15 protein-coding genes and 1 tRNA gene are annotated in these 20,160 nt (G+C 52.7%); 10 read left to right on the top strand and 6 right to left on the bottom strand.

The window, feature by feature from the left end; all coding sequences use genetic code 11:
- Positions 1–172: 172 nt before the first annotated feature.
- Positions 173–249, bottom strand: a tRNA-Met gene (locus tag FYJ24_RS11130).
- Between the two features lie 414 nt (positions 250–663).
- On the opposite strand from FYJ24_RS11130, the gene FYJ24_RS11125 reads away from it, so the two are divergent.
- From FYJ24_RS11125 to FYJ24_RS11105, 5 genes are read left to right on the top strand one after another with little or no spacing between them, the layout of a single operon-like run.
- Positions 664–2,196, top strand: coding sequence for an ABC transporter substrate-binding protein (locus FYJ24_RS11125; protein WP_154546400.1), 1,533 nt, complete (start codon positions 664–666; stop codon positions 2,194–2,196).
- A gap of 35 nt (positions 2,197–2,231) precedes the next feature.
- Entirely contained in the window at positions 2,232–3,197 is a 966-nt protein-coding gene (locus tag FYJ24_RS11120; RefSeq protein WP_318656676.1) for an ABC transporter permease, read from the top strand.
- A complete protein-coding gene (locus FYJ24_RS11115; RefSeq protein ID WP_318656675.1) occupies positions 3,194–4,066 on the top strand; it encodes an ABC transporter permease in 873 nt (290 codons plus the stop codon). Before FYJ24_RS11120 ends, FYJ24_RS11115 begins: the two co-directional genes overlap by 4 nt.
- Positions 4,066–4,857, top strand: coding sequence for an ABC transporter ATP-binding protein (locus FYJ24_RS11110; protein ID WP_154546398.1), 792 nt, complete (start codon positions 4,066–4,068; stop codon positions 4,855–4,857). Before FYJ24_RS11115 ends, FYJ24_RS11110 begins: the two co-directional genes overlap by 1 nt.
- On the top strand, positions 4,850–5,602 hold the full coding sequence (locus tag FYJ24_RS11105; RefSeq protein ID WP_154546396.1) for an ABC transporter ATP-binding protein: 753 nt from the start codon (positions 4,850–4,852) through the stop codon (positions 5,600–5,602). Before FYJ24_RS11110 ends, FYJ24_RS11105 begins: the two co-directional genes overlap by 8 nt.
- Here FYJ24_RS11105 and FYJ24_RS11100 read toward each other — a convergent pair.
- Positions 5,593–6,510 (bottom strand): LysR family transcriptional regulator, encoded by a 918-nt coding sequence (locus FYJ24_RS11100; RefSeq protein ID WP_206192676.1) that lies wholly within the window; start codon positions 6,508–6,510, stop codon positions 5,593–5,595. The two genes, FYJ24_RS11105 and FYJ24_RS11100, sit on opposite strands and share 10 nt — an antisense overlap.
- Positions 6,511–6,578: 68 nt before the next feature.
- Between FYJ24_RS11100 and FYJ24_RS11095 the strand changes: the two genes are divergently transcribed.
- Together FYJ24_RS11095 and FYJ24_RS11090 are read left to right on the top strand one after the other, a co-directional pair.
- Positions 6,579–7,628 carry a YeiH family protein gene (locus FYJ24_RS11095; protein WP_154546392.1) on the top strand — a complete coding sequence of 350 codons (1,050 nt, stop codon included), beginning with the start codon at positions 6,579–6,581 and terminating at the stop codon, positions 7,626–7,628.
- 111 nt (positions 7,629–7,739) lie between these two features.
- Positions 7,740–8,945: a winged helix-turn-helix domain-containing protein gene (locus FYJ24_RS11090; RefSeq protein WP_154546390.1), complete on the top strand. Its 1,206-nt coding sequence runs from the start codon at positions 7,740–7,742 to the stop codon at positions 8,943–8,945.
- A gap of 115 nt (positions 8,946–9,060) precedes the next feature.
- Here FYJ24_RS11090 and FYJ24_RS11085 read toward each other — a convergent pair whose 3' ends face one another.
- The 4 genes from FYJ24_RS11085 to FYJ24_RS11070 are packed head-to-tail and all read right to left on the bottom strand — an operon-like array spanning position 9,061 to position 13,041.
- On the bottom strand, positions 9,061–10,410 hold the full coding sequence (locus FYJ24_RS11085; protein WP_206192675.1) for an MFS transporter: 1,350 nt from the start codon (positions 10,408–10,410) through the stop codon (positions 9,061–9,063).
- Positions 10,411–10,469: 59 nt separating this feature from the next.
- Positions 10,470–11,345, bottom strand: a complete 876-nt coding sequence (locus FYJ24_RS11080) for a metal ABC transporter permease (RefSeq protein WP_318656674.1) — start codon at positions 11,343–11,345, stop codon at positions 10,470–10,472.
- Entirely contained in the window at positions 11,342–12,106 is a 765-nt protein-coding gene (locus FYJ24_RS11075; protein WP_154546386.1) for a metal ABC transporter ATP-binding protein, read from the bottom strand. Before FYJ24_RS11075 ends, FYJ24_RS11080 begins: the two co-directional genes overlap by 4 nt.
- Complete coding sequence (locus FYJ24_RS11070) at positions 12,103–13,041, bottom strand: metal ABC transporter substrate-binding protein (RefSeq protein WP_225872140.1); 939 nt, start codon at positions 13,039–13,041, stop codon at positions 12,103–12,105. Before FYJ24_RS11070 ends, FYJ24_RS11075 begins: the two co-directional genes overlap by 4 nt.
- Positions 13,042–13,205: 164 nt before the next feature.
- Between FYJ24_RS11070 and FYJ24_RS11065 the strand changes: the two genes are divergently transcribed.
- The 3 genes from FYJ24_RS11065 (at position 13,206) to FYJ24_RS11055 (ending at position 20,089) form a co-directional block, all read left to right on the top strand.
- The gene (locus FYJ24_RS11065; RefSeq protein ID WP_154546382.1) at positions 13,206–15,062 is read left to right on the top strand and encodes a BCCT family transporter; all 1,857 of its coding nucleotides are present in this window, start codon (positions 13,206–13,208) and stop codon (positions 15,060–15,062) included.
- 138 nt (positions 15,063–15,200) lie between these two features.
- On the top strand, positions 15,201–16,472 hold the full coding sequence (gene purD, locus FYJ24_RS11060; protein WP_154546380.1) for a phosphoribosylamine--glycine ligase: 1,272 nt from the start codon (positions 15,201–15,203) through the stop codon (positions 16,470–16,472).
- Positions 16,469–20,089 (top strand): phosphoribosylformylglycinamidine synthase, encoded by a 3,621-nt coding sequence (locus tag FYJ24_RS11055; RefSeq protein ID WP_154546378.1) that lies wholly within the window; start codon positions 16,469–16,471, stop codon positions 20,087–20,089. Before purD ends, FYJ24_RS11055 begins: the two co-directional genes overlap by 4 nt.
- The last annotated feature ends 71 nt before the right edge of the window (positions 20,090–20,160 follow it).

Below are 20,160 nucleotides of genomic sequence, written 5' to 3'. Positions count from 1 at the left end.
CAAACTCACCAAAGCCTGAAGAATCAACGTAGGATCAGAGACAGTGAAGGTGTTTCTATTATCTTTTTGGATCACACCTAAAAGTATGAAACACCTTCACACCCCACCAAAGTCCGAAGAGCCGGTAAAGCAAAAGGCCCGGTTTCCGTTGGAAACTCGGGCCAATCACGATTGGTAGCGGGGGCTGGATTTGAACCAACGACCTCCGGGTTATGAGCCCGGCGAGCTACCGAACTGCTCCACCCCGCGTCGGCTTTACCAACTGTAGTCGCATACCACCTCCCTGACAAGGCAGATCATAGTGGTCTTCCTCATGTCGGGGGTTTGTCACATACAACAGCTTTAAACATAGTTGAAATGCCAATCATCACAGAAATGATAACCCCACAGATCAGGAGCTTTTTCGAGGCAGGACTTTAGTCACATACTCTCTTTTTGGGTTGGTGCCCGTGCTAAAGTCTGAGCTATGGCTAACATTCTGGTCGCACCTATATCAACCCAACACATGTGTACCTCTCTCATGTGTTGTTGTATGCGCTAAATCGCCTAATCCCCTCCCCATACGAACGGATTGCACTTAGCCGTCCATGTGTCCTGGGTATCACCATCTATATCTCTTTTGGGGAATAGTTTTACACTGCAATAGATAGAGGAAATCAAGCAATGAAACGAAACCACTACAGACGCTCACTCGTCGCAAGCACACTTGCTGCCGGCCTACTTCTTTCCGCATGCGGTTCCACAAACACCAGTCAAAGTGGAAATACTGGCGGTCAGAGCGCAGCAAGCACGTCACAGTCGTCAGAAATCATCATCGGCACCACGAATGAACCAACAAGTTTTGAACGTAATGTTGGAGGCTCATCGGGCATTTCCGAAACGACTACCCGGAATGTCTACGAGGGACTGACCTCTATTAACGAGGCGGGCGAGGTGGTCAACACTTTGGCCCAAGATATTACCGTGTCAGAAGACGGCCTGACCTACACGTTCACCTTGCAACCGGACGTAACTTTCCACGATGGCACTCCCCTCACGTCGAAAGATGCTGCATGGTCGATTTCCGAGGCGATCTCACCTGAGTCGAAGTCAGCTCGCGCATCCGACCTTCGGGTTATCAGCGACATCGCAACCCCTGACGACCAGACACTAGTTCTTACATTGGACCATAAGAGCGCGTCACTGCCTTTCTTTTTGGCTTCAGTCACCGTCGTCAAAGATGGGGATAAAGAAAACACTCGTGATAACGGAACGGGCCCATATCGCCTCGTCGAATGGGTACAAGGCGACCATTTGACTCTAGAAGCCAACCCGAATTATTGGGGCGAAGCACCCAAGAATGATGGTGTAACTTTCCAGTTCTTTGCCGACGAAACTGCTATGAACAATGCACTGACAACCGGCGCGGTTGATTTAGTGATTCAGCAGGAAAGCCCAGATCAGCTGGCAACGTTTGAAAACAACCCTGAGTTCGTAGTCACCGATGGGAACTCCATCAAGAAGTGGGTATGGACATTCAACAACAAGCAGGCACCTTTTGACGATGTCCGCGTTCGCCAAGCGCTCTATAAAGCTATTGACCGTGATGCTCTTCTGACTGCCGTGTGGGGCGACTATGGCAAAGTTATTGGATCTATGCCACCGGTTTCAGAGCCCTGGTATGACGAGTCATTTGCTGAGATCCATGCCTATGATCCCGATGCTGCGAAGAAACTTCTTTCCGAGGCTGGAGCAGAGGGACTGTCCATTGACGTCAAATACGTGGCAGGTAGCACCCAAGAAATCATCGTTCAGCAGTTGAAATCTAATCTTGCCGATGTCGGTGTCACACTCAATTTGGTGCCGATTGACGACTCAACCTGGTACGAAGATGTTTACACCAATAAGGACTACCAAACCACTTTGATGGATCACAATAACCCGCGTGATGTCTTGTGGTACGCCAATCCTGATTTCTACTGGCAGTATGACAATCCGCAAGTGCAAGAGCTCAAGGAAAAGTCTGATGAGGCGTCGTCTGCGGAGGAACAGACCGAAGCGATTCACGAGATTTCGCGGATCATTGCAGAAGAGGCCCCTTCAGCATGGCTCTTCATGGCTCCTCAAATCCGCATTGCTAAGGCAGGCGTAACTGGCTTCTCACCAGATAAGAATGCGGAGCCATTCTATGTTGCAGAAATAGTCAAAGCCCAGTAATAAAGGGATCAATACAAGAGAGTTGGTGATCGCCCATGGGCATGCATGGTTGGAAAGGTGCAGTACGGACGCTGGTATCCCTGCTGATATCGCTTTTCCTGGCAAGCGTATTGATTTTTACGCTCATTCGCATGCTCCCAGGCGACACCGCTGCAGCTACCCTCGGGGTGGGAACCACTCCCGAGCAGCTGCAGCAACTCCGCGAAGAACTGGGAACAGACCAACCCGTATGGACCCAATACGGAACCTGGCTGCATGATCTTTTTACAGGCCAGACCGTGTCGTTGGTGTCGAAAGCTCCCCTTTCGGATCTTCTCTCTCACCGACTTGCCATCACTGTGCCCCTGAGCTTGGGGGCATTCTTTCTTGCCGTGGTGATCTCAGTTCCTTTAGGTGTCCTAGCAGCGATGAAACGACGCTCGCCTCTCGGGGTCGCGATATCAGCTTTCTCGCAAGTCGGTTTGGCAGTCCCAGTGTTTTGGGTTGGCGTGATTCTGGTGTGGGTTTTTGCGCTCACGTTGGGGTGGTTCCCTTCGGGGAACTTCCCCCGAACGGGATGGGAAACTCCCGGTCAAGCTATCTGGGCCCTCACCTTGCCAGCCTTTACGATTGCTATAGTCATGTCTGCTGTTATGGTGCGATACATTCGTTCCTCCGTTTTAGACGTATTGGATACTGAGTACATGCGCACGGCGCGTTCTCTTGGACAGTCACGGTGGCAGGCCTTTTTGCGCCATGGGCTGCGCAATGCTGCGGTCCCAGTAGTCGCGATTCTCGGTATCGAACTAGGAACTTCACTACTTGGCGCGGTAGTTGTAGAAAACGTGTTTGCCTTACCTGGGCTTGGACAATTACTTCTTCAGTCGACTACGTCGCGTGACCTGCCGATTGTTCAAAACTTGGTCATGCTACTGACCGCAGTGGTGCTTATCCTCAATGCCCTCGTCGATACGATACAACGCTCGATTGATCCCCGCCTGCGCCAAGAGGAGGCCCTGTGAGTAGCAGCGTAGTTCAGGCCGAAGTCGAGGATTCCTCTCAGGCTCCGCTCCCTCACCGCAAGCGTTCCTGGTCTCTCGTTGCTGGCAGCATCATGACAGTCACGGTCGTTATCGTAGGTGTCGTCGCATTCTTTTGGACTCCCTATTCAGCTGATCTGGTCGGCTATGGCCCGCGTTTGGGAGGGCCCTCAGCAGACTTTTGGCTGGGAACCGACAGACTGGGCAGAGATCTTTTCAGCCAGTTCATGGGCGGCGCCACGTCGGCAATTCTTGTTGCGATCAGCACTATCGCTATTGCTGGCTTACTGGGCATCATATTGGGAGTGGCTGCAGCGGCAACAACATGGTGGTTGGATGTGGCCGTCTCTAAAGGCATCGATATCATGATTGCTTTTCCCACTCTTCTTTTGGCTATGTTGATAGTTGCTGTGCGAGGCGCCTCCTTTTCTTCAGCTGTCATCGCCATTGGAATCTCAGGGGCTGCGGTTATCGCGCGCGTTACTCGCATCAATGTGTCGCGGGTCCTCCGTGAGGATTACATTCGCGCTGCACGTATTTCTGGGACGTCATGGTGGAGGATTCTCCTCATTCATGTTCTGCCCAATATTGCCCCTATGCTGGTTGTCCAGCTGACTCTCTTGGCAGGTTCTTCCATCTTGGCCGAGGCGTCGCTTTCGTATTTGGGCCTGGGCGCCCCTCCCCCTGCTCCCAGTTGGGGAAGGATGCTTCTTGAAGCCCAGTCAACTGTGGCCGTTCAACCGTGGGGTGCAATTGCTCCTGGCCTTGCCATCGCATGGACGGTTCTTGGTTTAAACCTGTTAGGTGATGGAATACGTGAGTACCGCGATCCCACGATTGGAGGCGCCTGATGAGTCTCGACGTTGAAGGCCTCACAGTCACGGATGCTTCTGGTCATGCGGTAGTAGATGAAGCCACTTGGTCGGTTGCCGCAGGCGGACGGCTGGGAATTATTGGAGAATCGGGCTCTGGTAAGTCCATGACAGCTTTAGCGGTTATGGGACTATTGCCCGATGGCTTGCACGCGTCGGGAAGTGTGCACCTCGGCGGACAAGAAATCTTGGGGCTTCCCGAGCGAGAGCTTCAGCGCATCCGCGGACACCGCATCGCAATGGTTTTTCAAGAACCCTTGACTGCTCTGGATCCACTGATGCGGGTCGGTAAGCAAGTAGCAGAGCCACTTCGCTTACGTGGGGTAAGAAAGAAAAATCAACTGCACACCAAGGTCAGTGAGCTCTTAGATATGGTGGCTATCACTGATATTGATCGCGTCATGCGATCTTACCCTTGGGAGCTTTCTGGAGGCCAACGTCAACGTATCGCGCTGGCGATGGCACTAGCCAATGAGCCAGAAGTGCTCATTGCGGACGAGCCGACAACAGCGCTTGATGTTACTGTCCAAGCAGAGATTTTGGCACTGTTGCAACGCCTTGTTGCACAAACTGGTACGACATTGGTATTCATTTCCCATGATCTTCCTGTTGTCTCAACTGTTGCGGATCAGATTGTGGTGATGCGGAGGGGGCGAATCGTAGAAAGTGGAGGAACCCAGCAGATTCTCCGCAAGCCTTCTGCGCCATATACCCAAACTCTCTTAACTGCAGCTCGTAACGTCAATAGAGTGAGGGTGAGTAATGACTAATCTCCTAGAGCTCCAAGGTGTTTCGCGCACTTTTAGCCAAGTCGAAGCCCTCAAAGACGTCAACATATCTATTTCTTCTCACCAAAGCACTGGGATTGTGGGTGAATCCGGCGCGGGAAAGTCGACTATTCTCAATATACTTTTGGGGTTGGATCAGCCGTCTCAGGGACGTGTTCTGTGGGAAGACAAGCCCCTAAACCCACGTGACCGCACTCTCATGAGAGAATATCGGCACCGCGTACAGGCAGTCTTTCAGGATCCTCGGTCATCATTGGATCCACGAATGCGAGTAGGCAACATCATTGCCGAACCCTTAAGATCACTGAAGATACCAGGAGATCGTAATCTTCGAGTACGTGAGGTTTTGGAATCTGTTGGTTTAGAAGCCGACGCTGCCAACCGGTTTCCATCCCAATTTTCAGGGGGCCAGCGTCAGCGCATAGCTATCGCCCGCGCCTTGGCACCCAAACCTCAGGTTCTCATTGCCGATGAACCTGTTTCAGCACTTGATGTATCTGTCAAAGCTCAGCTGATGGATCTCTTTCATCAGCTGAAGGAAACGCTGGGGCTGACGTTGATAATGGTAAGTCATGATATTGCCATTGTCAGTCAGCTCTGCGAACAGACAATTGTTCTCAAAGACGGTGAGGTTGTCGAGGCGGGTGCAACTACTTCCGTCCTGCACTCACCCAAGGAACCCTATACTCGCCAGCTGTTAGCTGCGATACCTCAGCTTCATGTCTGAAGCTCAAGGGACCTCACCACAGACAGTACCTGCTCGACACCGGGAAGAGACGCATTCTCAGATCTCCAAATAGCGCACAGTGGTCTTTCCATCACGAGGCCCACGATAGGAACAATAGAGATATCTCCAGTAGCAACTTGGTCACGAATCGCAAGTTCAGAAAGAAATGCGGGTCCAACTCCTTGTGCAACTGCATGAACGATTGCGGTATTAGAGTCAAACTCTGCAATAGGTAATGCACGCTGGGGAAGGTAAACATCTAGAATATCTCGAGTACCTGAACCGACCTCACGCTCAACAAAACGGACCCCAGCCAATTCCGCAACAGTAAGTCTTTTACCTGACCAAGGATGGCTTCTAGGGACGATCAAGACTACTCTGTCACGCCTAAGAACCTCCATCACGAAGCCAACTGGCGGCTGAGGAACTTCAACAAAACCAAGTGGAACTTCACCTGTATCTACCATGTCCATGATTCGAGCTGAATTATCAACTTTGAATGAAACACTGGTTGCCCACCCCATCTGGCTCATAGCTTTTGTCCATTCTGGCACCAACTGTTCGCCAACAGTTCTACTTGCTGCAAGTTTCAGCTGTTCAGGCATGCGCCCCCGCAGGCGGTCTGCGTCTATGTGAAGACGCTCATATTCTGCAAGGATTTGCCTAGCTCGAAGCGCAATACTCTCGCCCGCTTCAGTGAGAGTAGACCCCAGTGGGGTACGTCGGACCAAAGGAAGGGATAGACGTTTTTCCAAGGCAGCAATCATGCGTGAAGCTTGAGGCTGGCTTACACCGACCTCGCGTGCTGCTACGCCCACCCCGCCTTTCTCTTTTACAAGCACAAGAAGCTCTAACGAAATGACGTTAATCTCCCCCGAGGATCGTCGCGCTTGCCACTGAGAACTCATACCAATAGTGTATGACCCCATGTTCCAATGTGGATGAGCACTATTGCTTGTGAGGGAAACTTGACACCATGACAGAGGGCCAAACGCATCCACAACCACGCATCCTTCCCAGCATTAGCTCCATCAAATCTGTAATACCGGGCCTATCCCTATGTGTTGGCACCGCGCTGGTGTGTGTGGGGACAACCACCGGCATAACTGGACTCAGTCCTCTCCTTTTAGCAATCATCATCGGAGTTATTGCACGTAATACTCTCCGCATATCTCAATCATTACAGCCGGGCATTTCTTTCTCAGCAAAGTCTTTGCTGCGCTGGGGAGTTGTCCTGTTGGGTCTCCAGTTGTCGATTCCTGACGTTCTCGCATTGGGGCCAGGCGTCCTCGTCATCGTTATAGCCGCCGTGACTATTACTTTTGTGGCGGCGCTTCTTCTAGGTAAAGCTCTCAAAGTCGAATGGAACCTCACGGTCCTTATCGCATCAGGTTTTTCCATTTGCGGGGCCGCAGCCATCGCCGGAATGCAAGGAATAGTACGAGCACGCGACGAAATAGTCGCCGCTGCGATTGCATTGGTCGTTCTCTTTGGCACTCTTATGATCCCTATAAACACAGTCGTTGTGTCTATGCTGCACCTGGAGGATGGAACTGCTGGAACTTTCATTGGTGGCTCAGTACATGAAGTAGCCCAAGTCGTTGCAGCTGCCGGAATCGCGGGTGGAGCACCTCTTTTAGCAATAGCTGTTCCTATCAAGCTAGCCCGAGTTCTCCTCATGGCTCCGATGGTGACAATCATGTCACTGGTCAAACGCCGTACTTCATCTTCACAGGCCGGACAGAAAAAACCTCCTTTGGTCCCTCTTTTCGTCTTGGGTTTCATCGCGATGATTCTTGTTGCCACCACCGGCCTGATTCCTCCCACTGCTTTGGAATGGGTCAAGCTGTTTCAGCAGTTCTTTCTCACCGCAGCAATGTTCGCCCTCGGTCTAGGTGTCCATATTCGTTCGCTTATGCGTCTAGGACTCCGGCCGATTCTATTGAGTTTTTTAGCAACACTCATCATTTGTATGGTGGTAGCAATCGGGATTTCTTTGGGCTTGGGTGCACAGAATCGCCTCTAGCTCTTTCCCTTCCTCGTCAGGTGCTGGATTTTTGCGACCTTCCGCCTTCCATAACGGACACATAACACGCAACTGGCAGGTGAAGAACAATTGCCCTGTTACCCTCATGGGATGAGGGAATCATTGTCTGTTGCTGAGGCGCGCCGAGTCACAATTCGTTCATTGAAACTTCACCAGCGTACTTCTGACACCAAGACATCTCTCTCACGCATGACACACCATCTTGGTGCCGTGCAGATTGACTCGGTGAATGTTTTTGCTCGCAGCCACTACATGCCGCTGTTTTCCCGCCTAGGGCACTATGATCGGGCAGACTTCGACCGTCTTGCATTCGAGGATCCTAAGAGATTTACCGAGTACTGGGCACATTGTGCGGCAGTCATCCCGACCGAGAATCGCCCTCTTTTTGGATTCCGCATGGAAGAGTATCGTCAGCGCACACATAAACACTCCTCATGGTTCCAGGCAAAAAAGGATCTGTTGCCGCAGATTCTCAACCGATTGCAAGACGAAGGGCCTCAGACAGCATCGGCACTAGAAGAATCCCAGAGGGGATCTAAAGCTGGATGGTGGGACTGGTCAGATACCAAACGTGCTCTAGAATGGCTATTTCTTTGTGGGGACGTGGCGGTCGCTCGCCGCGAGAACTTTCAACGTGTTTACGCGCTAGCAGAACACGTTATACCCCCCGCATACCTGAGAACGGATATGCCTCGTGAAGACGCTGTGCGACAACTACTTCAGATATCACTCAGAAACTATGGAATTGGTACACTACCTGACCTCGCGGACTATTTTCGTCTCTCCCCTGCAGTGGCACGTCAAGCAATACGCGAGCTAGTCGAGGACGGCCTCGCCATACCAGTATCACTTGGTGATTCTCCGGCCTTTGCAGACCCAAAGCTCACGGTTCCGCGCCGAGTTGAAGGCGTCAGTATTCTGTCTCCTTTCGACCCCCTCTTATGGCACCGCCCTCGCACAAAGGCTCTCTTCGGAATGGACTATCGCATCGAAATCTACACACCGGCGAAAAAACGGCAGTTTGGATACTACAGTTTGCCGATCCTGGTCGATGACCGCCTGTCTATGCGGGCAGATCTCAAGGCAGATCGAAAGAACTCGTGCCTCAAGGTGCAATCGGCGTGGTGGCACGACCCTAGACCTGAAGATGCGCAACGTGTCGCCGATGAACTTCGCCTTGCTGCCATGTGGCAAGGGCTCGACAGCATCTCTATTGGAACGTGGGGGGACGCCACCGATGCACTTGCTACGAACCTGGCGCCCCTGCGTCACCACACCACCCCGTCACATACCTAGCATGCGTCAGTTGCTGGTTATGTGTGCGTTATTCTAGCTTCGATGTCGCAATTTTCCAGCAGTTGACGTAGTACTTTTATGCGAGCACAGAAGCTTTCAGCAGCAAAACGGTATTTCATTCCCTCTCAGACACAGCGGTAGCAATTCTGTGCGCAGCAAAGACACCTAGCAGTGCAATAACTGCGGCAATGCTGAGCGCGGGGAACCACGGTGCCACCCCACTTTGTGTGCTGAGCGAAAGCGCCAATGACACAAAACCGAGAGCTAACGCTGGACCCGCGTTGTCGGCTAGCTGCAGAGCCGATGATACCTCTCCATGTTTGGAAACCGGCGTCTGCTCCAAGGCCAAATCTGACAAAGTAGCATGTGTAAGGCCTATGCCAAGCCCCGCAAGCGTCCACCCAACGACACCGATCCATACCGGAGCATGGGGAAAAGCCAATGTGAGAACTGGCAACATTCCCACTGCGAGAAACACACTTCCCCAGCGAGGTAGACGTTCGCGACGCTGATTGATGCGCGACTGGAATGCAGAGCCTGCCGCCCATGAGATCGATCCTGCTGCCACGACTAGTGATGCTTCCGCCGGATCCCACCCTCGGACGGTCTCTAAGACCATGGGAATCAAAGAGATTGCAGCTACATTGGCTGCAATGGTCAAGCCTCGCGTTGCAATCATCGCACCAAGAACTGGACGGGCGCTGAATGTCCCCGCTGGAAGTAATGTGGGTAGGACAAGCAATGACACCGCTAACCCGAGAATCAGCGGGACCAAAGATACTAATCCGTTGACAACAGCAGATGCTTGGGTGGCTAGCAAGCCTAAAGCCACGATGAGCGCATAGATGGCCCTACGCACAAAAGCGTTTCCAACATACCCTGACGGCACTGGAGCCAGACGCATGAGCGGTAGCAGCGGCAACAAAGTGACGAAGATAAGGATGGAAACAACCCAAAATACAGGACGCCACCCCACCGTTTGCGCGGCAAATCCCGCGATTGGGGCTCCAATGAGGGACGGGAGAACCCACGCCATCGAGAATGCAGCAAAGAACGTGCGTCTATGTTCCGATGTGCTAATAGCACCCACTAAGACATAGAGAGGGACAACCGCAAGACCGGCACCTAAGCCTTGAATGGTGCGCCCCAACGTGAAGACAACCATGGAGGGGGCGGCTCCACACAGAAGGAGCCCCACAGCGAAGGAGATTACTCCTCCTAACAAGAACGGTACGGCGCCGCGAGCATCAACTAGGGGCCCACAGATTACACATGTGAAGACCTGGGCGGCTAGAGGCGCACCCGCCGCAAGCGGCAACCACAATTCGCTGCCCAGTGCTTCCACTACGGAAGGCATGATTGTGGTGGTTGCAAGCGATTCAAAAGCAAATATCGTAATCATGGCCACAGCGCCAATGAGAAGCGCTTTCTCAGCCTTGGAATATCTCTTTTGCGGCGAAGTCATAGTCAGATCATCCACCGCACCGGTAAGGTCTACCAAATCTAGCACTGTCTTTTCGGCGTTTACGCCGATGCCAGAGCTTTCGTATGATTCCTTTGACGGTGTAGTTGGCGCCCCAAAAGTCCCTGCCGCGGCGCAAAAAGGTATACTCCAGTAAATATTATTCCCATGGTAAGAACGATCATTCCGCCAGTTGCAGTGTCTAAGTAATAGCTGAAATAGAGGCCAATAATTGCGGAAATGACGGACATGGTTGGAGCAATTACTAGCATGGTCGAAAAACGATCTGTTAGAAGATATGCGGTGGCACCGGGAATGATAAGCATTGCAACGACAAGAACAACTCCAACTGATTGCAGTCCCACTACTGCCGTAATAGCAAGTAAACCTAACATAAGAGCGCTGAGCCAGCGGGGGCTAAGTCCGATGGCGTACGCATGCGTGGGGTCAAAGGCGAACAGCGTGAGATCTCGGCGTTTGTAGAGCAATACGGCTATGACTATTGCGCCTAGTGCGGCGACCTGTATGAGGTCCCTTGGCGATACGCCTAACAGATTTCCAAAGAGTATGTGCCCAAGGTCTACGTGGCTTGGTGTCACTGACACAAGAACTAGTCCCAAGGCGAAAAGAGTGGTGAAGACAATGCCTATAGCGGCATCTTCTTTGATGCGCGAGGTGTCTCGGATAGTACCGATGAGTCCGACAGCAATAAAGCCGAAGATGACAGCTCCAAAAGCGAACGGTAGCCCAAAGATATACGCCAATACGACCCCCGGCAGGACTGCGTGCGAAACGGCATCCCCCATGAGAGACCATCCAATAAGCACTAGCCAGCAGGACAGTAATGCAGATGCGAGGGCAGAGATGATTGCCGTGCCAAGAGCAGTGATCATGAATGAGTATTGGAAGGGCTCACTGAGTATCGCGACAAGGTTCACGCGGCTTCCCCTTCTTTTCGAGAATGTTCAGATTGTTTCGCCAATGGGTCCATACCAAATGCGCGGACTAGGTTTTCTGGTCTCAAAATTACGTCCGTTGCGTCTTGAGCCAGCACCTCTTTACGCAGTAGTACAGATTCAGTGGCCAAGCCGGGAAGGGCTATAAGGTCATGCGTTGACACGAGGATACATTTTCCTTCATACGCTAGGTCTTGGAGTACCGCGGTGATGGTTGCTTCAGAGGTCTTGTCGACTCCTGCAAAAGGCTCATCGAGAAGCATTACTGTTGCATCCTGAGCTATACCGCGAGCAACAAAAACTCGTTTCTTTTGACCACCAGAGAGCTGCCCGATAGGGCGCTGTGCCAGGTCAAGGAGCCCTACCCGTTCCAGTGCGGCATTCACCGCTTCTTTGTCTGTGCGACGGGGGCGACGCATTGGGCCCATATGACCATACCGTCCTGTCATCACTACTTCTGATACCGAAATAGGAAATGCGCCGTCGATATCTTCACTTTGCGGCACATACGCAATCGCCCCTGTTTTCCGCGCAAAAACGGGAGATTTCCCGTGAATAGAGACGGAGCCAGATTCGGGCCGCAGCAAACCGATAATTGCCTTCATTAATGTCGATTTTCCCGAACCGTTCATACCGACCAGTCCGTACACAAGCCCTTCACTGAGAGTGATACTGGCATTGCGTAGGGCTTCAACATCACCGTAATTGACTGAGATTGCACGCACCTGCACTGCCACTGTCATCGCACATCTCCAGTGAGACCTGCAATAATTGTGTCAACGTCGTGGTTAATGAGCTCAAGATATGTTGGAACGGGGCCACCTTGTTCCGACAGCGAATCGACGTAGAGGGTGCCTCCAAACTGGGCATCGGTAGCGCGGACTACCTGTTGCATAGGAGCATCGGAAACCGTCGACTCGCAAAAAACTGCTTTCACATCATTGTCTTTAACGAACTCTATTGCCTCAGCAATTTGTGTCGGGGTGGCTTGTTGTTCAGCGTTAACTGGCCAAATATATGCTTCTTGAAGTCCTGCGTCTCTTGCTAAGTATGAAAAAGCCCCTTCGCACGTAACAAGAGCGCGTTCATTGTCAGGCAAAGTCGCTAATGCAGCTTCCAGGCGATCTTGCACTTCTCGGAGTTCTTTTTTGTAGGCCTGCCCGTTCGCAGCGAAGTCATCGGCATTTTCCGGCTGTAGGTCGGAAAAAGCTTGCACCATGTTGTCTACATAGGTCTGTGCGTTTCTTGGACTCATCCACGCATGAGGGTTTGGGAGCCCTTTGTATGCGTCTTCCGCGATAGCGATCACTTCTACCCCGTCGGATACTACTGTATGGGGCGCATCAATCCCGGCGACAAATTTCTCAAACCATGCTTCCAGGCCCATTCCGTTGTCCAGTATGAGGCTTGCGCCACTTGCCCTGGCAATGTCACCTGGTGTTGGTTCATAACCATGGATTTCAGCACCTGGCTTGGTGATTGACTCCACACGTAGATAGTCACCGGCAACGTTGTGCGCTATGTCTTGCAGGACTGTGAAAGTTGTGAGAACGAGAGGTGTCTCACCACTGTTGCTCTGCCCTTCGCCAGTGATCTCAGAAGTTTGCTGAGAGCAGCCGGCAGAGAAAACTGCTGCGCCAACGACGCAGCTGATGAGGAATAATACTTTTCTTGTCATATCCATAATATGATTTAAGGATACCCAAACTTTCAAGCTTGGCGCCACATTTTTGCAGTCTTCTAGAGAGACCTGCCTCACGCATAATTGCCTCTTGGGTAAATCCTGTTAACCTCAATTAGGTTCGGCCGTTGCAGAACGGCACGTCGACCCACACTGAGACAATGCCAGGCACAGACCCCATTGATCACGCACGCAGCTCCCATCCAAAGAAAAAGGGAATGCAGCGAGCCGTCCAAGTACTCACCAAAGAACCAGCGCCTCTTCACCCAGCCTTGATTCCCGGAATCGGGGTAAGTGAGGATGGTCCGCGCTTTTCTATCAACTGGCCGGTTCTCATCGCCACCGGCGTAGTCGTCATCAGTATCATCGTCTGCGGTCTGATAGCACCTGACCTCTTGGCTAATGCCTCGAATACAGCTGTTCATTGGGTATCGACCAACGCTGGATGGTTCTTCTCCCTACTTACGGTAACGGTCTTCGTTTTTATGCTGATTGTCGGATATTCTCGCAAGGGAAACATTCGACTGGGTGCCGATGATGAGAAGCCTGAGTTTTCCACTCTTTCGTGGATTACGATGCTCTTCTCCGCTGGTATGGGAATAGGTCTGCTCTTTTTCGGCGCGTACGAGCCCCTCGCATTCTTTCTCGATACCCCTCCAGGCTTCGACTTTGAGCCTCAAAGCTACGATGCGGCACGTGCGGCCCTAGCTCAGACACTGCTGCATTGGGGTCCTCTAGCCTGGTCATATTATGCGCTGGTGGGGGGAGCAATCGCCTATGTCACATATAGGCGAGGACGCCCTGGCCTCATTTCAGCGATCCTTGACCCTATCTTTTCGGAGAAAACTCGCGGACTATTTGGCCCAGTTGTTGACGGATTCGCCATCCTTGTAACACTCTTCGGAACAGCGGTATCCCTGGGACTTGGCGCTCTTCAAATTGCGCGAGGCGTAGAGATTGTCAGTGGAATTGGGCCACTAGGAAATGGCGTAGTCATCGGCCTCATGGTTGCAGTGACAGTGCTTTTCTTGGCTTCCGCTGTCTCCGGGATCAAACGCGGAATCCGTCTGCTCTCTAACATCAACATGATGTTAGTCGCCATATTTTGTGTCTTCGTATTCATTGCTGGCCCTACAGTATTCCTCCTCAACATTATTCCTTCATCAGCTCTTACGTTCTTCGCCGATATTGGATCTATGCTGTCGATATCTGGGGCATCGGGACCAGAAGCAGCAGATTTCCTGGAGGCGTGGACCACGTACTATTGGGCGTGGTGGGTGTCGTGGACACCATTCGTAGGCATGTTTATCGCAAAAATCTCCCGGGGTCGTTCTTTGCGGGAGTTCGTCACAGTCACCATTTTGGTGCCTTCCCTAGTGTGCTTGGTTTGGTTTGGGACTGTCGGAGGCACGGCAATCTGGATGGAGATGAATGGTGCTGGTATCTCTGCCGCTCCTACTAGTCAAGACGTTCTATTCCAAGTTTTAACAAATCTTCCTTGGCCTCTTGTTACTGGGGTAATCGTCATTATTTCGTTAGTCGTCTTCTTTGTCACAAGCGCAGACTCTGCCTCATTGGTGATGGCTTCGATCACAGAGCGGGGACGCCCACGGCCCACAAAAACACTCACTATCGGGTGGGGCGTATCTCTATCGCTCATCGCCATTACCTTGCTGCTAGCTGGTGGAGAAGACTCTCTCAGCGCCCTCCAAGCATTAGTCACCGTCTCGGCACTCCCCTTCGCGGTCATCCTGGTGCTGTTGATGGTCGCATGGTGGAAAGATCTTTCTAGAGATCCGTTCATCTTGCGGCAACAATACGCGCGGATCGCAATTACTGAAGGTGTGCGCATTGGAATTCAAGAGCACGGCGATGATTTCGTGTTCTCAGCAGCTGAATCCGATCCTGACCAGGGGGCCGGAGCATGGCTTGACTCGGACGATCCAGAACTCACGCAATGGTATGAGGATGCTTTAGAGGAGCGTGAGAACGCCGCTGATGATGCCACCGAGAAATAGATACATGTATTCGCATTCCTCCGTTGCAGTGGGGGTTTTATGTGTGTCTTTCTTTTCGCGCGACGGACGAGTCTCCACACGCAAGCTACAACCCATTACCCTAGAGGGGTCACACCGGCACAATCGTATGGAGCCCGAATGGATCTGATGGTGGTGGGGGGCGGCGGCCGCGAGCACGCCCTGATCCGATCATTGCGTAAGAATCCGACTGTAGAAAAAATCTACGCACTTCCAGGGAACGGGGGAATATCTGCGGACGCTGAATGTGTCCCCATCAGCGCCACCGATATTCCTGCAATCGTCAATTTCGCGCTGAGTCATTCGGTCGACTTTGCGGTTGTCGCCCCTGACGATCCCCTTGTTTTGGGTGCTGTGGACGCATTGGAAGAAGCCGGAATTCCTTCTTTCGGACCCAGTGCAGATGCCGCAATTATCGAAGGCTCTAAGGCTTTTTCGAAAGAGCTCATGGAAAAGTACCAGATTCCCACGGCGCGACATAAGACTTTCACCGATGAGAAGGCCGCCTTGGAATACCTCCAAGATCAGTCATTCCCCATTGTCGTCAAAGCCGACGGGTTAGCTCTTGGAAAAGGCGTGATCATTGCACAGAATCTGGACGAGGCGTCAGCCGCAGTCCACGACATGATGGGTGAAGCACGCTTCGGTGATGCGGGAAAAACTGTTGTCATCGAAGAATTTTTGGAGGGCCCCGAGGTGTCGGTTCTTGCCTTCACCGACGGTACTACCCTTGTCCCGATGGTCTCATCCATGGACCATAAGCGTGCCTTCGACAACGATGAAGGCCCCAACACCGGTGGCATGGGCGTTATTGCACCTAACCCCTTTTACACTTCAGATATTGCCGAAATAACAAGGCAGCAGATCCTTGAACCCACTATTGCTGCTATGCGCGCGGAAGGTCGCCCATTCAAAGGATGCCTCTACTTTGGTCTCATGCTCACCAAGGACGGCCCTAAAGTCATCGAGTACAACTGCCGTTTCGGCGACCCGGAGGCACAGGCTGTCCTCCCTCTGCTTGAGAGTGACTTACTTGAGATTATGCAGGCCGTTCGCGATGAGCGCCTAAATGAGGTCGATGTGCGTTTTTCTGATGGAGCCACCTGCTGTGTCGTCGTAGCCAGTGGCGGCTATCCTGGCACATACGACAAAGGTAAAGAGATCACCATTGAACCAGTTGAGGCAGAGTTCTACCACGCGGGGACTGCACTGTTAGAAGGAAAACTGGTGACAGCTGGCGGACGGGTACTAGCTGTCGTCGCCTCGGGCAAGAACCTTGGGGAAGCAGTCACCAACGCATACAAAGCGGCCGACCACGTTCATTTTGATGGTTTACACCGCCGTGAAGATATTGGCGCCCGCGCCCTGGAAGCAAAAGGATCGCAGCAATGATCAACCGGATTTACGTCGAGAAAAAACCTGACTTTGCCGCTGAGGCCACCCAGGTACTCACCGATGCTCGTGATCTCTTAGGGATTGAAGGGCTTACAGCCGTGCGGGTGCTTCAACGCTACGATATTCACGACCTCGATCCTCGTTTCTTAGACCAAGCGATCACTACCGTCTTTTCTGAACCGCCAACTGATCTGGTGCATCATAGTCTTCCAAAAGCAGATGTTTTTTTCGGTGTGCAATATCTACCCGGTCAATTCGATCAACGAGCCGACTCTGCCACACAATGTCTACAGCTGCTTACACAGGGACAGCGGCCTCTTGTTCACAATGCACGCATATATCTGTTAGAAGGAGATATCTCTGACAGTCAGGTGGAATCTCTCAAACGCTATCTCATCAACCCGGTCGATTCACAAGAAATACCCGTCGATGATGAACCGGCTTCCCCGACGCCTCCCCCACCCGCAGCGTCAGTACCTACTGTCGATGGCTTCCGTACTCTGAATCTGGACGAGGCGAAGAACCTCATCAACGACCTTGGCCTTGCCATGGATACTGATGATCTAGCATTTTGCCAGGAATACTTCACTTCAGAAGGACGCGATCCGTCCATGACTGAGCTGCGAGTAATCGACACCTATTGGTCCGATCACTGCCGACATACGACATTCCTTACGCACCTCGATGACGTTTCGTTTTCCGACCCACGGGCCGAAGAGGCCTACCGTGATTATCTGGACACCCGCCAAGAGCTGGGGGTAACAAAACCCATCACTCTCATGGACTTGGCCACAGTCGCAGGAAAGTATCTACGTACTCATGGTCTACTGCCCGGCCTGGATGAATCCGAAGAAATCAACGCCTGCACAGTTCGCATCGACGTTGACGGGGAAGAATGGCTTCTGCTATTCAAGAATGAAACACACAACCACCCCACCGAGATCGAGCCTTTTGGAGGCGCCGCCACCTGTATTGGCGGAGCGATCCGCGATCCTCTCTCGGGACGAGCATATGTCTACCAGGCAATGCGCGTCACTGGCGCTGCCGACCCCAGGGTGCCAGTTGGTGACACTCTGGCTGGGAAACTACCCCAGCGACAGATCGTCAACCAGGCGGCCGACGGGTATTCCTCATATGGAAATCAGATAGGTTTGGCAACTGGCCATGTCACAGAGATTTACCACCCCGGCTATGTTGCCAAACGCATGGAAATTGGCGCTGTCGTTGGTGCAGCCCCGGCTGCCAATGTACGCCGTGAAACCCCCCTTCCTGGGGATGCGATTGTGCTCCTTGGTGGAAAGACTGGCCGCGACGGATGCGGCGGAGCGACTGGCTCGTCAAAAACCCATACTGCCTCGTCAGTGGAAGAAGCAGGTTCAGAAGTTCAAAAAGGAAATGCCCCTGAAGAACGCAAATTACAGCGCCTTTTCCGCAACCCCGAGGCGGCGCGTCTCATCAAGCGCTGCAACGATTTCGGAGCCGGCGGAGTATGTGTCGCAATTGGCGAGTTGGCTCCCGGCCTGTTGATTAACCTCGACACGATTCCCAAGAAATATGAGGGCCTCACCGGCACTGAACTGGCGATATCGGAATCTCAGGAACGTATGGCTGTTGTCCTCGAGCCCGGCGATGTGAACCGCTTCCTAGAGTTGTCTGCTCAAGAGAACCTAGAAGCCACCGTAGTTGCAGAAGTGACCGAGCAGCCGCGCCTCGTCATGGACTTTCAAGGTAAACGCCTAGTCAACCTCAGCCGTGAGTTCCTAGATTCCAACGGAGCAGCCAAACACGCAAAGGCACACGTGTCCGTTCCCGCAGCCTTCTCTTTTCCTTTTACTAGCTTCGATGAGATCGTTTCTGACCTCAATGTGGCCTCGCAACGAGGACTCATTGAACGCTTCGATTCAACCATCGGCGCTGGTACAGCTCTCATGCCTTTGGGCGGTTCTAGGCAGCTCACCCCCTCCCAAGTCATGGCAGCGAAAATACCTGGAACCACCAATACCGATGTTGTGTCGGTGATGTCATGGGGCTTCAATCCATTCATCATGGAAGCAGATCCCTTCGCCGGTGGATACCTGGCAGTAGTTGAATCACTGGCAAAGCTGGTAGCTAGCGGCTGCACACTGGAAGACTGCTATCTCACTTTCCAAGAGTATTTTGAGCGCTTGCGCAATGATGCTGAACGCTGGGGTAAACCCTTATCAGCCCTTCTGGGTGCCTATCGCGCACAAAAGGATTTCGGAATCGCGGCAATAGGTGGAAAAGACTCCATGAGCGGGTCGTTTGAAAACCTCGATGTGCCACCAACACTGGTCTCCTTTGCAGTGACCGTGGGGAAAGCCAGTCAACTCGTGACGACCGAGTTCAAGTCCAGTGAATCACGCTTAGCCATCTTGCGACCAGAACGCGATGCGGCAGGATTGCCCACCTCAGCCAGCCTGCAGGCCATCTGGCAGCAGGCCCTCGATGCGGCCCACGCTGGCGATATCCGCTCCGCGTGGACACCAGGATTGGGCGGCGTGCTTGAAGGACTTTTCAAGATGTCGGTGGGTAACCGCATCGGCTTCCGCCTCGACGGCAACCCCGACGATTTCCTCACATATGATTACGGTGCGATTATCGTCGAAACTGCGCCAGAGTCAACTGTTGGAGAAACAATTGGGAAGACCACCTCTGACTACACTCTGCAGTCGCAAGAGGAAAAATGGGGGGATGTTTTAGAAGATGTCTTCCCCACACGTGTGCGCGCTGCGGGGGAAGCCCCAAAAGTCTCTTACTCGCAAAGGTTTGCAGGGAGCTCGACTGCCCTCACTGCCAAACCAACGTTCCTCATTCCAGTTTTTCCGGGCACCAACTGTGAAGATGACACTGCACGCGCTATTGAGGCGGCGGGCGGCACAGCCGACATCTTCGTAGTGCGGAACCTTTCCAGCAATGACATCATCCACTCTATTGACGAGTTCTCCACGCGTCTTGCCACGTCCCAAGGGCTTTTCCTTCCTGGTGGGTTCTCTGGAGGTGACGAACCTGATGGCAGCGCCAAGCTCATCACATCGTTCCTGCGCAATCCACAGATCGCGGCAGAAGTCGAACAACTTTTAGACATCCGAGGCGGACTCATCGGTGGCATCTGTAATGGGTTCCAAGCACTCATCAAATTGGGACTGCTTCCCTACGGCCACATCATGGAACCATGCGAAAACACCCCCACACTGACCCACAATGTGATCGGTCGCCATCAGTCGCGCCTAGTGCGAACACGCGTCTCTTCTGTGCTTTCACCGTGGCTTGCCAATGTCAGCTTGGGCCAGGTGGTGACGGTTGCAATATCGCATGGCGAAGGTCGAGTCGTTGCCAGCGAGGATCAGCTTCGTCAGTTAGCTGACCACGGCCAGATCGCCACCCAGTACGTCGATGCTGAAGGTGTTCCCACTATGGAGATTGACTTCAACCCCGCTGGGTCAATGTGGGCTATCGAGGGACTCACTTCCCCTGATGGGCGCGTATTTGGCAAGATGGGCCACTCTGAGCGGATAGGTGAGGGTCTTTACCGCAACGTACCCGGAAGCTTTGACCTGGGCATGTTTAGCGCTGCGGTGAAGTTCTTCAGCTAGCCACTCTTTCCCACGTACGGGGTCATAAAACTGTTCACGGGGCGATATACCGCCCCGGCAGCTACCACATC

It is taken from the genome of Scrofimicrobium canadense, assembly GCF_009696615.1.
In the GTDB taxonomy this organism is placed as follows: Bacteria; Actinomycetota; Actinomycetes; order Actinomycetales; family Actinomycetaceae; genus Scrofimicrobium; species Scrofimicrobium canadense.
The sequence above is the reverse complement of the archived record's forward strand: the minus strand, read 5'-3'. Positions and strand labels throughout refer to the sequence as shown.